This window comes from Shewanella sp. NFH-SH190041 (assembly GCF_024363255.1).
Lineage (GTDB): Bacteria > Pseudomonadota > Gammaproteobacteria > Enterobacterales > Shewanellaceae > Shewanella.
On record NZ_AP026070.1, the window covers coordinates 2,404,872 to 2,417,537 of the forward strand.

At 45.7% G+C, this 12,666-nt stretch carries 12 protein-coding genes; 5 read left to right on the forward strand and 7 right to left on the reverse strand.

Annotated elements, in window-relative coordinates; all coding sequences use genetic code 11:
• Positions 1 to 21: 21 nt before the first annotated feature.
• From NFHSH190041_RS10710 to yegD, 3 genes are read right to left on the reverse strand one after another with little or no spacing between them, the layout of a single operon-like run.
• The gene (locus tag NFHSH190041_RS10710; protein WP_261925010.1) at positions 22 to 906 is read right to left on the reverse strand and encodes an IS1595 family transposase; all 885 of its coding nucleotides are present in this window, start codon (positions 904 to 906) and stop codon (positions 22 to 24) included.
• Between the two features lie 25 nt (positions 907 to 931).
• Positions 932 to 1,468: a CreA family protein gene (locus NFHSH190041_RS10715; protein WP_261921844.1), complete on the reverse strand. Its 537-nt coding sequence runs from the start codon at positions 1,466 to 1,468 to the stop codon at positions 932 to 934.
• A complete protein-coding gene (yegD, locus tag NFHSH190041_RS10720) occupies positions 1,461 to 2,837 on the reverse strand; it encodes a molecular chaperone (protein WP_261925096.1) in 1,377 nt (458 codons plus the stop codon). Before yegD ends, NFHSH190041_RS10715 begins: the two co-directional genes overlap by 8 nt.
• 255 nt (positions 2,838 to 3,092) lie before the next feature.
• Here yegD and NFHSH190041_RS10725 point away from each other — a divergent pair, with 255 nt between their 5' ends.
• The 3 genes from NFHSH190041_RS10725 to NFHSH190041_RS10740 all read left to right on the forward strand — a co-directional run bounded on the left by NFHSH190041_RS10725 (position 3,093) and on the right by NFHSH190041_RS10740 (position 5,559).
• Entirely contained in the window at positions 3,093 to 4,061 is a 969-nt protein-coding gene (locus NFHSH190041_RS10725; RefSeq protein WP_261921845.1) for a glutathione S-transferase N-terminal domain-containing protein, read from the forward strand.
• Positions 4,058 to 4,858, forward strand: coding sequence for an MFS transporter (locus NFHSH190041_RS10730; RefSeq protein WP_261921846.1), 801 nt, complete (start codon positions 4,058 to 4,060; stop codon positions 4,856 to 4,858). Before NFHSH190041_RS10725 ends, NFHSH190041_RS10730 begins: the two co-directional genes overlap by 4 nt.
• Before the next feature lie 215 nt (positions 4,859 to 5,073).
• Positions 5,074 to 5,559 (forward strand): hypothetical protein, encoded by a 486-nt coding sequence (locus NFHSH190041_RS10740; RefSeq protein WP_261921847.1) that lies wholly within the window; start codon positions 5,074 to 5,076, stop codon positions 5,557 to 5,559.
• A 304-nt stretch (positions 5,560 to 5,863) separates the two neighbouring features.
• Here NFHSH190041_RS10740 and NFHSH190041_RS10745 read toward each other — a convergent pair whose 3' ends face one another.
• Positions 5,864 to 6,100, reverse strand: coding sequence for a hypothetical protein (locus NFHSH190041_RS10745; RefSeq protein WP_410010874.1), 237 nt, complete (start codon positions 6,098 to 6,100; stop codon positions 5,864 to 5,866).
• A gap of 53 nt (positions 6,101 to 6,153) precedes the next feature.
• Positions 6,154 to 6,987 (reverse strand): formyltetrahydrofolate deformylase, encoded by an 834-nt coding sequence (gene purU / locus NFHSH190041_RS10750; RefSeq protein ID WP_261921849.1) that lies wholly within the window; start codon positions 6,985 to 6,987, stop codon positions 6,154 to 6,156.
• Positions 6,988 to 7,387: 400 nt separating this feature from the next.
• Here purU and NFHSH190041_RS10755 point away from each other — a divergent pair, with 400 nt between their 5' ends.
• Positions 7,388 to 9,106, forward strand: a complete 1,719-nt coding sequence (locus tag NFHSH190041_RS10755) for an acetolactate synthase 3 large subunit (protein WP_261921850.1) — start codon at positions 7,388 to 7,390, stop codon at positions 9,104 to 9,106.
• A complete protein-coding gene (gene ilvN / locus NFHSH190041_RS10760) occupies positions 9,106 to 9,603 on the forward strand; it encodes an acetolactate synthase small subunit (RefSeq protein ID WP_261921851.1) in 498 nt (165 codons plus the stop codon). Before NFHSH190041_RS10755 ends, ilvN begins: the two co-directional genes overlap by 1 nt.
• Before the next feature lie 102 nt (positions 9,604 to 9,705).
• Here the strand turns inward: ilvN and NFHSH190041_RS10765 are convergent, their stop codons facing one another.
• Both NFHSH190041_RS10765 and ushA read right to left on the reverse strand, forming a co-directional pair.
• Positions 9,706 to 10,155, reverse strand: a complete 450-nt coding sequence (locus NFHSH190041_RS10765) for an Hsp20 family protein (RefSeq protein ID WP_261921852.1) — start codon at positions 10,153 to 10,155, stop codon at positions 9,706 to 9,708.
• A gap of 217 nt (positions 10,156 to 10,372) precedes the next feature.
• Complete coding sequence (gene ushA, locus NFHSH190041_RS10770) at positions 10,373 to 12,154, reverse strand: bifunctional UDP-sugar hydrolase/5'-nucleotidase UshA (RefSeq protein ID WP_261921853.1); 1,782 nt, start codon at positions 12,152 to 12,154, stop codon at positions 10,373 to 10,375.
• Positions 12,155 to 12,666: the final 512 nt, after the last annotated feature.

Below are 12,666 nucleotides of genomic sequence, written 5' to 3' on the forward strand. Positions count from 1 at the left end.
TTTCATGCCTATGCACTTTGCTCAGCATGAGTTCATAGGTGAATGAAAAATAGCTATATTTAACAGCCGCATAGGAATTTGTTTTTCTATTCTTCTGCGATTAAAACGATAAATGAACTCATTGAGGTATTCCTGTACATATTTTTTGGATATTCCGTGGAATGTGCCCTGAATAAATGTTTTCAGGTTGCTAATGGCGATATGTACCCACGGGAGCCACTCATCAACCAATTCTTTCGGCGTCACTCTGGCTTCGTGATGCTGGGTTTTATCAATGATAGTCAATGCACGTAGCCCATCTGAGCGAACATATTGATTGGGGAGAATATGCGCTTGCACAAATTGCTCGACACTTTGGTGGCTGATACGGTTAACAGCCTGCATGGCAATATAGCCGGCTCGTTCACCTTGGGTTTCAACGGCCACAATTATCGGTGTTTTCCCTGCCGCGCCTCGACCACGTTTACCTTTTTGTTTGCCGCCAACCAAGCAATCATCCAATTCTATGTTGCCAGATAACCAATACAGTCTGTCTCTGTGCCCCATTGCGATACGCAATTTTTTCAGTATCAACCTTGCCGTTCGCCAGTTAACTTCAATGAGCTTTTTGAGCCGTAATGCTGATATTCCGCCTTTGTCTGACCCTATAAAATAAATGGCCGTAAACCATTTAGACAGCGGGATATGCGTGCCGTGAAACAGCGTGTCAGATGTCACGGATGTTTGCTTATGGCACTGACAGCATTCATAAAGCTCACGGGTATGGATTTGATAGGCTTGACGATGACCACATTTAGGGCAGATAAATCCATCCGGCCATCGCTGCATTTTCAGGTAATCAAGACAGGCATTTTCTGAATGAAATTGACGTTGCCAATCTATAAAGCTCATTTCTGACATGTTCATCATAAAACCCTCCACAAGAAGCGATTTATGGTTCTATATTACGCCCAAACTGACCGAGGTGCATAGGCATGTAAGATTTTGATGGCATCGGCGTTTGCCAGGCTTGCGTACCATAAAGCGGCACGGCTGACAGGGCATGTTTCTGGCTCCCCTCCGTCACCTTGGTAGAATAGGATAAATACAGTAATGTCTGATGGGTTTTATCGTAAATCCGCCGCACCTTTAAGCTTTTAAATAAAATACTTAACGACTCGGAATATACGACTTCACCTTGTTTACTTTTATCAATGCGGTCAAGTTGCGCTGGAGTTATGGGGCCTGTTTGACGACAAGCAATGCTCATATCAGAAGGATCGGACAGGGATAAATCCTCATCAACGCGACTAATGTAGCAAGTGACACCCGACACCAAAGGGTCTTGACGCGCATCGACCACCACATTTTTACCGCTGAACCAACCCAGACTCACTTTCGCAACATCGTCACCACAGCCGGCAAGCATTAACACGGCAAACATTACCGGAAACCATAATTTCATATTTGTTCCACCAATCTTATGCATACAACTTTGCAGCCCAACGGGTTAGTCCCGCAGTTACCGAGCCGAAGTGATCGCCTACCACAATCTCACAGTCTGGATAACAGTGGGCAATACGGTCATAAATTGCCGGGCTGCGAGCGGTACCACCGGTCACATAAACAATATCTGGGGTCACCCCTGCATTGGTTACCGCAGCCTGCATCAGCTGCTCAATTCGCCCCAATGGCTCAGCAATGGCACTGACAAAATCATTACGGCTAATATCCGTGCCCAAATCAGCGGCAACATAATCCAATGCCACAGCCGTAGATAGCTGTTCAGACAAGGCAATTTTTGCCGCTTCAGCATTACGGACTAGCTGGTAGCTGAGCTGATGCTGCTGCACCCGCAACAGATGGCGCAGTTTCTCTTTTTCAGCCGCATCTTTAATCAGATCATCAATCAATTTTTTACAGGCGACTGAAGCAAAGTCGCGTTGAGCCGCAATATCATTCACCGCAACCGCATTCCAAAAGACTTTGCTCGGCATAGGTTTGCCTGTCACCAAAGTACTGCCCAGCCCCATCAGAGGCATCAGTGCATACATGGCCAGATTAATATCCAGATCGTTACCGCCGATCCGCTGACCACTGTGCCCAAGAAAATCAGCGCTGCGATCGGCTTGCGCCATATGCTCCGGCCCCATTCGTACCACAGAGCAATCCGTGGTACCGCCGCCAACATCCACCACCAGCACAGTTTTATTACTGTTAAGCTGAGCTTCGAAATCCATCCCTGCGGCCAAAGGTTCGAACAAATACGCAACCTGCTTAAAACCGGCTCGGGTAGCGGCCACAGTCAAAATAGCTTCTGCCTGAATATTGGCTTGCTCACCGCCAATCCCCTGAAAGTTCACCGGCCGACCAATCACAGCTTGGGTCAAACAAGCAGGCTTACCTTCTGCAGCCAAAATAGCTTCTGCAGTGGTTTTAATATGTAACATCATCAAGGTGACGATATCTTCAAACAGAGCGATTTGATCCTGACGTAAACCGCTTGCGCCAAGAAAGGATTTAGGCGAGCGGACATAAAAGCCCTCTTCTGGCATATCCAGATAAGCATTAAATGCTGCCTCACCGAAAAACACCACTTCATCATCAGGCAGTAAATCCAACTCTCGGCGTACCGTTTTGGCCCGGCTCAATTGGCCTTGGCGCGATCTGGCATAATCTTCCTGCTTATCCGCACTTAAACGCTGATATACCGCCTCAGCAATCAACTCTCGGTCATAGGCATACAGGGTCGAGCTGAGATAGCGGCTGTTGCCAGCTAAAGGCAGCAGACTGACCTGTCCGTCATCCATAATCCCGATGGCACAATTGGCACTGCCGTAATCAAATCCAACAAACATGCTTTTTCGCAACTCTTCAACCAATAAAAAAGTCGGCCACGTTATCATAAAAACCCCATAGGCAAAACCGCCGGCGAATGCTTTTATCTGTCACCTATTCGTCAAATGGTCAGCAAGCTTACGCCAATGCCCGGTCATACTGGCACCGGGATAAAGTGAAATGTAGATGACTTTATCTTTATGGATAAACAGGTTATAAAATCAACTTGTTATCCAGTAACACTAGGACAGTAATAGGAGGACAATTCTGCAACCATGACTGATACCATGCTTTATGCCACACTGCCGCGACTCTACAGTTTTCGCCGTTGTCCCTTTGCCATGCGAGCAAGATTGGCACTACTGTACTGCCATCTTCCTGTTCGGCTACGTGAAATCAGCCTAAAGCACAAACCTCAGCAACTGCTAACTATCTCGCCTAAAGGCACAGTCCCGGTATTACAATTACCAGATGACAAGGTGATTGACGAAAGTCTTGATATTGTCCTCTGGGCCATAGCTAACGCACCATATTTCCATCTGTCCACAACAGAGCATTCAGTGCTATGCAGCGATGTGCAATACTGGGGTAGCCGCTGTGACCGTGAATTTAAACCCCAACTTGACCGTTATAAATACAGTAATCGCTTTATAACAACCGCGCAGGTACAGGAAACACAAGCACAGAGAACAGAAACAGACATTATCAAACAGGCAAGACAAGCGGGGCAAATGTTTCTCAATCATCTCAGCCAATGCTTAGATGAAATAAACACGCACCTTAATTTACCGCAGCACACAATAGTATATTTAGGTGGCAAGCAGCCGGATCTGCGCGACTGGAGCATTATGCCCTTTGTCCGCCAATATGCGGCAGTGGACAAAATTTGGTGGCAAACTCATCAAGATAAGCGCCTGCAACGCTGGCTCGATAGCCTGCTGCAACATCCGTTGTTTCACCGCTGCATGGATAAATTTTCCCAGTATCAAGCTGATCAGGTCGATCCTATTTTTCCCCACGTAAATCTCGATGCAAAAGCGAATATCAACCCAATATCGCAGACCACGCAGCAACCTGCGAGTAAACCAGAACTTAAGACCAAGTCGCAACCCGCCCCCGATGAAACAATGGACACACTGAATAGCGCACACCATTCAACTGTCAGCCAAACCGATCCCACCGAGAGCTCGGCACACAATGACGACAAGCAAGCTGATACACAATCAATACGGCGTACGCCATGAGTCACGCGCAAACGCCACCGCCCTCACAGCCAAACCACAGTCCCCTCGCTCACCTCTTGCCCCTGTTGGCAGCAATCATTGCCATCAGCCCCATGGCCATCGATATGTATCTGCCAGCCATGACCACCATCGCCGCCGCATTTGCCACAGATATGGTTCTGGTACAGCAATCTATGAGTCTGTACTTGGCGGGTTATGCTTTGGGCATGTTATTTTTTGGACCACTGGCTGACCGGTATGGCCGCAAACCCTTGCTATTAGGTGGATTACTTGGGTTTATGTTGGCAGGTCTCTTACTCAGTATTACCACATCCCTGCCACAATTTTTGCTTTGCCGCTTATTGCAAGCCATTGCTGGGGCGGCTGTCACCGTGGTAGTGCCTGGCTATATTCGCCAACTTTATGGTGCCAACACCGCCAAGGGGATGTCCTATGTCATGATGATTATGATGCTGGCACCGCTATTAGCGCCGGGATTAGGCAGTGTGATACTGGCACTTTATACTTGGCAGACCATTTTTATCCTGCTGAGCGGTTATGCCGCATTATTACTAGGATGCATACTGATTCTCCGCTTACCACCCGATACTCCTCTCATGCCAACCCTAACGCTTGGCTTCTGGGCGGATCTACGCCAACGCTATTATCGGGTATGGCACCATCCCGGGATCAGACCTCGCATTGGTATCAGCATGGTACTGTCACTAGGGTCTGTTGACCTTTCAAGTTTGTTTTTGCAGCGATTTGAGGGTGCTTTATACAAGGCAGCGGTTTTGATAGGTAGTTGCGCTACCTGATAAGCCGATAACGCAGTAGAAAGGAGCCTCAAACGCTGCCCGCAGGGTTCGGCTAAAAGCGTTTTACTCTTTGTTGAGCGGTTCTTGCTTAGAATAACTAGGCGACAAACCACTCGCCGCGATTAAAACGCTTTTATCTCGAACAAAATTTAATCACGAAACGTCAACAGACCCTAGCATTTTTCAGTTATCTTACTGCTGCGCCTATGGTCTATATGACGGTTTTTCAGCTCAGTAGTACAGAATTTTCCCTGCTGTTCGCTGCCAACGTTGCCGCCATTATGTTGGCAAATTGGGGAAATGCTCGCTGGGTTGGTCAATTGGGATCTGCCCGTTTGTTAACCCTTGCCGCCTATCTCGCTTGGATACTGGCAACGATTTTATTGCTTGGCATTATATTCACCGCACCTAACTGGTTGCAGATGGGGATCATTATGCTACTGATGGGAGCCTTGGGAGTTTGTTCGGTCAATGCAGATGCATTGATTATCATGCAATTTTCCAATGAAACTGGCACAGCCAGCGCAGTTATCGGCACACTGAAATGGAGCTGTGGCGCACTGGCAGGCCCCTTACTGGCGCTATTTGCTCTTCCCTCCGCGTTGCCATTTGCACTACTGATTACTGCTGCACTGACAATGATCCTATTGCTTAATTGGCTGCAAAATAGCAAGTATTGCGCCCTATCAAAAAAGCATTAACACTCCAGACGCAATAGGGACAGCAATACATCATCGCTATGATGCTCTACACAAAGACGAAGCAAAGCAGTCAGCATAAATGACTTTCGTCACCACTAACAAAACAGACGGTTGATACACACTATGCCATATCAGAGATATGGGAGGAGATTGGCTTGCTACATGGGGGAGAAGTTTATGGGGGAGAGGTTTTCAGCGCAATAAATCAGCTTGGGATTACCGGCCCCGACGCTTAGCCGGGACACAGTAAAATCAAAAGCGAAACCGAGTAAGACATAAATGGCGTTAATACATCAAGTCCAAATTAAGCCTCAAACTCCAATTCAATATCCGTGCACTTTTTAGGGCAGAATATGCCATAACGCTGACTGTCAGCCGATGCGTCTTTCCCCGGTACCCGCAACTGCAGTAACTGACCACATTGCTGACAGTGAACGGCATGGCCTTTGCCAATCCGTTTGATAAGATTTTTCTGCTCATTAAAAGACTGGGCAGTCGCCTGATTAATACGGCTGAAATCCATTGGTTCTCCTGATAACAGCGAAACTCATAAAATGCAGGCGCAGAGTAGCACACATGCCACCGGGAGCGAAATCAGAGGATCACAGTACGGTTACCAGAGACGAAAATTCTGTCTTCTGCCACCAGCCCCAAGGCTTTGGACAACACCAATTTTTCTACATCCCGCCCCGCTTTTGCCATATCTGCCGCAGTAAAATTATGATCCACCGGGATCACCTGCTGTTTAATGATCGGCCCTTCATCCAAATTATCTGTCACAAAGTGCGCCGTCGCACCAATGATTTTCACACCACGTTCAAATGCTTGGCGATACGGATTAGCGCCAATAAAAGCAGGCAAGAAACTGTGATGAATATTGATAATACGGTGCGGATAGGTCTGTATAAATGCTGGGGTTAAGATGCGCATAAATTTAGCCAGCACCAGATAATTGGGTTGATATACTGCGGCCTGAGCCAAAATCAACGCCTCATGCGCTTCCCGGCTCATCCCTTCGTGGCTTACCCAATGAAATGGCACGGCAAATTTTTCAGTCAGCGGCGCAAGATCCGGATAATTCCCAATGACCGCCGCAATTTCAATATCCAGCGAGCCATCATAGGTTTTCATTAATAAATCACCCAGGCAGTGCGCCTCTTTGGTGACCAACACCACCATTTTCTTCCGCCGACTACCTACGAGCTCTCGGCAACTCGCTTTTGGCAATACCGTATCCAATGCAGCAAGCAACTGCGCATCATTAAATACGCCCTCTAGCTCAGTGCGCATATAAAACCGGCCACTGCTGTGATCGACAAATTCGCGGTTACTGATGATATTGAGCTGTTGGTTAAAACAGACATTGGTAATTTTGGCAATAAGGCCGGTAGCATCAGGACATTCCGTCAGCAGAAGTTTGCGTTCCATAATATTTCCCGTATCAAAACAGCATATTAATCTGACATCTCATCGGTACTTTTGTAACTGAGCCAAACAGCAGACTCAATAGCCCAACAGGCACAAAGGTAAAATTGCGTTCGCATTGTTGCTGACTGCTGGCAACTAACCCTGCCATTTTCCATAAGATAACCAGGTTCAAGTGCTCGACTGCGCCATTTAATCAGGCAAAAACCAATGATTATCGCTTGAAAAATAATCAATCACCCGTATGATGAATTTTTGTTCACTGATTATCCGGCCTCTGTCAGCCCAGTGAATATTCAGACAGCGTGGCATGTCCGAAAATGAACCCATTCTCGGGCAACTATGGCGCTACCAACGCCGTAATCCAAACTGCAAACCTACGCAGTAACACAAGGAGTGACCTATGACCCAGCTTTCTGGTGCGGGCATGATTGTCCGTTCGCTGATCGATCAGGGGGTAAAGCATATTTTTGGCTACCCCGGTGGTTCAGTTCTCGATATCTATGATGCCCTACATGAAACCCCTGGTATTGACCATATTCTGGTTCGCCACGAGCAAGCCGCAGTTCATATGGCCGATGGCTATGCGAGGGCAACAGGCGATGTCGGGGTGGTGCTGGTCACATCTGGCCCAGGTGCCACGAATGCCATTACCGGTATTGCAACCGCGTATATGGATTCGATACCTTTGGTGGTGCTCTCAGGTCAGGTTCCTTCAGCCCTGATTGGTAATGACGCATTTCAGGAATGCGATATGATTGGCATCTCCCGCCCCGTGGTCAAACACAGTTTTTTGATCACCGATGCCCGGGATATTCCCGCTACCATGAAAAAAGCCTTTTATATTGCGGCCAGCGGGCGACCCGGGCCGGTTGTCATAGATCTGCCGAAAGACTGTCTGAACCCACAACAAGTTTACGATTACCATTACCCTGATAGCATGAGCTTGCGTAGCTATAACCCCACATTGCAGGGACATAAAGGACAAGTCCGTCGCGGACTGGCAGCCCTGCTGGCAGCTAAACAACCCGTGCTCTATGTCGGTGGAGGCGCGATTATGTCGGGCTGCTCAGCGCAATTATTTGCCCTCTCCCAACGGCTTAAACTCCCAGTAGTCAATACTCTGATGGGACTGGGAGCATTTCCCGGCGATCACCCTCACTGTATTGGTATGCTGGGAATGCATGGCTGTTATGAAGCCAATATGGCCATGCACCACAGTGATTTAATTTTCGGCATTGGGGTGCGTTTTGATGACCGCACCACCAACAATATTGAAAAATACTGCCCAGACGCGACCATTTTACATATCGATATCGACCCGGCCTCCATCTCTAAGACCATCGCAGCGGATATTCCTATTGTTGGCTCAGCAGAAAATGTACTAAGCGATATGCTAACCCTATTGGATGAATCCAGCGATACGCGAGATAACGCTACACTCACGCCTTGGTGGGATCAAATTGAGCAGTGGCGTCAACGTGACTCCCTGGGATATGACAGAAATAGCGATAGGATCAAACCCCAGCAAGTGATTGAAACGCTCTATCACCTGACCAAAGGGGATGCCATTCTCTGCTCGGATGTAGGACAGCACCAGATGTTTGCCGCCTTGTATTACCCCTTTGACCGCCCCAGACGCTGGATCAACTCTGGTGGACTGGGCACCATGGGCTTTGGCTTACCCGCCGCCATGGGTGTCAAACTGGCGATGCCAGAAGAAACAGTACTTTGCGTGACTGGCGATGGCTCAATCCAGATGAATATTCAGGAGCTATCGACTGCATTACAATATGATTTGCCCGTGAAAATCATCAATCTTAACAACCGTTTTCTCGGTATGGTCAAACAGTGGCAGGATATGATCTATGCTGGCCGTCATTCCCATTCCTATATGGATTCTGTACCAGATTTTGCCAAAATCGCCGAAGCCTATGGCCATGTTGGTATCCGCATTAACACCCCAGATGAACTGGAAAGCAAACTCAGTGAAGCGCTGGCATTGACAGATAAACTGGTGTTTGTCGATATCAATGTTGATGAAACCGAGCATGTCCACCCGATGCAAATCCGCGGTGGGGCAATGTGTGATATGTGGCTGAATAAAACGGAGCGAAGCTGATGAGACGGATAATCAGTGTGTTATTAGAAAACCAGCCCGGAGCCTTGTCCCGCGTGGTCGGCCTGTTTTCCCAACGTGGTTACAATATTGCTACCCTATGTGTTGCGCCCACCGATGATGCAACCCTATCGAGGTTAACCATTACCTTAGAAACTGATGCCATGAAACTGGAGCAGATTGAAAAGCAACTACATAAGCTCATTGATGTCCTGAAAGTCGCAAGTATCAGTGACAATACCCACATTGAGCGGGAGTTAGCGCTGATCAAAGTGAAAGCCCCCCAAGGCTACCGGGATGAAATCAAACGCACCGCAGATATTTTCCGGGGACAAATTGTCGATGTCACCGCCAATCTGTATACCGTGCAAGTGACAGGTACGTCAGAGAAACTGGATGCTTTGGTCACAACCTTAGCCAGTATTACCAAAGTGGTGGAAATATCCCGCTCCGGCGTGGTAGGGCTATCCCGTGGTGAGCGAGCGATTCGAGCAAACTGATAGTGAAAATTAATCACAACAAAGGGAGCCATTAGGCTCCCTGTTTCTATATTGGTTTTCTCGCTATTTTACCTAGGCAAGAAAATTAACCAATCAGCATGGTTATTCGCCGGTTTCATTTTCCAGCATTGGGGATGATGAAATGGTAATTTTACGGGCTTTCATCGCTTCAGGGATTTCCCGCACCAACTCAATATTCAGCAGCCCGTTTTCCAAGTTTGCACTGGTCACCATCACATAGTCAGCTAACTGAAATGTCCGCTCAAAACCACGCTCAGCAATACCCTGATGCAAATATTGACGCTGACTATCTGCCGGTTTGCGATTACCTTTCACCAGCAGCTTATCTCCTTCGGAGGTGATATCCAGTTCATCCATGGAAAAACCCGCTACAGCCATCGTGATCCGGTAACGGTTTTCACCAAGTAGCTCAATATTATACGGTGGATAACCGGCATTACTGCTATTTGATGCAGCATGCTCAGCCAGTCGAGCTAAATGATCAAAGCCAATAGCACTGCGAAACAGGGGAGAAAAATCGTAATTACGCATTATCATATCCTCATAAGCAATATGTTTGTTGGGCCAACTAGCGTCGCACCCGATAAATTCACTGCCCCGAAGGCACAGTGTTAAAAGCATTATCTCTGCTTATTTCCAGATATATGGCTAAATACTTTTTTTTCAAGGTTGAACCAACAAAGTTTTGACCAAAAAGCAGCGTAAACTGCTTTTTAGCCAATGTAATGGTTCTATTTAGACAGCGGTATTACTTAGGTTGAGCACAACTCTTAACCTCACTTGCCCCACGATAAAACTTAGGATGCAAACCATTATTTGGAGAAAAATCAGCCACACGAATATGAGGATGCTGTTCAAAAAACTTCCGCAATACTGCAGCATCACTGATTTGCGTATCAGTGTAATTAGTATGCTTAGAGATATCAGGATAGTTATCTCCCCCTTTCGCACTAAAGTTAATCAGGGTAAACGTATAATTATCTTCTAAGTTAAATTCCCGCCCACCTAAGGTAGAAATATCAACGATATCAGCACTGGTTGCTGCAGGATCAATCTCTTTCGCATCACAATGTACTGCCATTTCGATAGGATACAATTGGGGCATTCCACCACCGGTTTTGACCGCAACCTGAGCTAAATAATCCTGAACTTCTTGTCCGGTCATAGTGACGTATGCGACAGAATTGCCAAAAGGTTGAACTTTTAATACATCACGATAACTGATAACACCGGGATAAATAGAATCTCGTACTCCCCCTGAATTCATTACAGCGAAATCAGATGTCACCTTGAACTCATGACTTACCCATCCACCATAAGCCTTAGTTAATAATTGCCCAAGATTAGTTTGTTGACTGCGAACCACATCACGATCGCCTTCCAACTTGCCATCACTATGTGAAATTTCAACATCTAATAATTCCTGACCACGATTTTGATAGGGTTGCAGTGTATCAATAACCACAGGATCTTGTTCAATCTCCTCAGTAACAAATACTAAATTACCATCAGCATCTTTCTTTTTCAGATTAACTGGGATCAAGGCATAATTAATCAACTTTAGCTGACCATCTTTATATTCAAAGTCAGCCCGACCAACATATTTTCCCCATTCGTGAGCTTGCATAATAAAAGTACCATTCTGAATATCAGGAGTACAATTATCACCAGGTTTAAAGTCCGCATACTCATTAGTATTACCCGGCTCCATACACACCGGATTTTGAGAATGCCCACCAATGATTGCTTGTAACTGTCCTTTTTCCAAAGAGCGCGCTAATGTGACATCTCCGGGCGCTTCAGTACCATGTTTAGCATTGGCATAATGCCCCATATGAGTTAAGGCAAATACCATGTCAGGTTTCTCTGGCAATTGGTTAATTTCATTCAATACATTACCAATTTCAGATTTAGGATCAGTAAAAAGTAATTGGGCAACATTATCAGGACTAACAATTTTAGGAGTATCAATAGTTGTAAAACCGATAATCGCTATACGCAATCCATTTACATCAAATATCCGATACGGTTCAAAATAGCGTTCTTTAGTCGGTTGACCATTTAGATCCTTTTTATAAATATTAGCAGCCAACATAGGAAACTGAGCTAATTTCGCTTGCATGTCTAAAATTGCTAATGGATTATCAAATTCATGATTACCCACAGCCATTGCAGCATAACCCAACATATTCATACCAACAAAATCAGGTATAGCATCTTGCATATCCGATTCAGGCACACCGGTATTAATATCACCACCAGATAATAAAATTGCCTTACCACCATGGCGTTCGACATCATCTCGAATACGCTCAATCAGCGTCTGCCGAGCGGCCATACCATATTCGCCTTTACTATTGTGCCAAAAGCGACCATGGTTATCATTCGTATGTAATACAGTGAATTTAGTACAATTTGTTGTACCATCTGAACACAATTGTGGATTCGTTTCATCATCACCACTGTTACAGCCAGCTAATGCCAACATCACAGCAGATGCCAACATACTTTTGATTAACTTGGCATTCATACACCACTCCTTTTTTGTAATACTTTTATCAATCGTTATCTAACTCAGCCATTAAATAGTTAAAAATGCTAAAAACATCAGATAACAAGGGCAAAAGCATCATATACAAAAAGAAGTATTGTCCTGGAATAAATTTACTAAACTTTGACGACAGTCACTCAGCCCATAAAATATTAAGCTTATGGTTATATAATAATATATTAAATAAGATACTCTAACTCTTTCATGGCCTACACGGTTACAGTGTTGTTCTAAACCACTGACAATAAGCCTAAGCTTTAATTTAAAATGCCATATTTAAATAATCTTAACGTTTTATTTTTAATGTACTAGCGCAGGTATTATATATTTAAATAAATCATGTATACCTGTTATTCTAACCTGTCAATTTTTCAACTTATAACAGTAGAAAACTATGGCTATCGACCAGATAAAAAGACAATAAATATACCGATAAAAGGCAAGTCTGACAGCAGAATTGCCTTACCCAATATACTCAAATCACGCTAGCA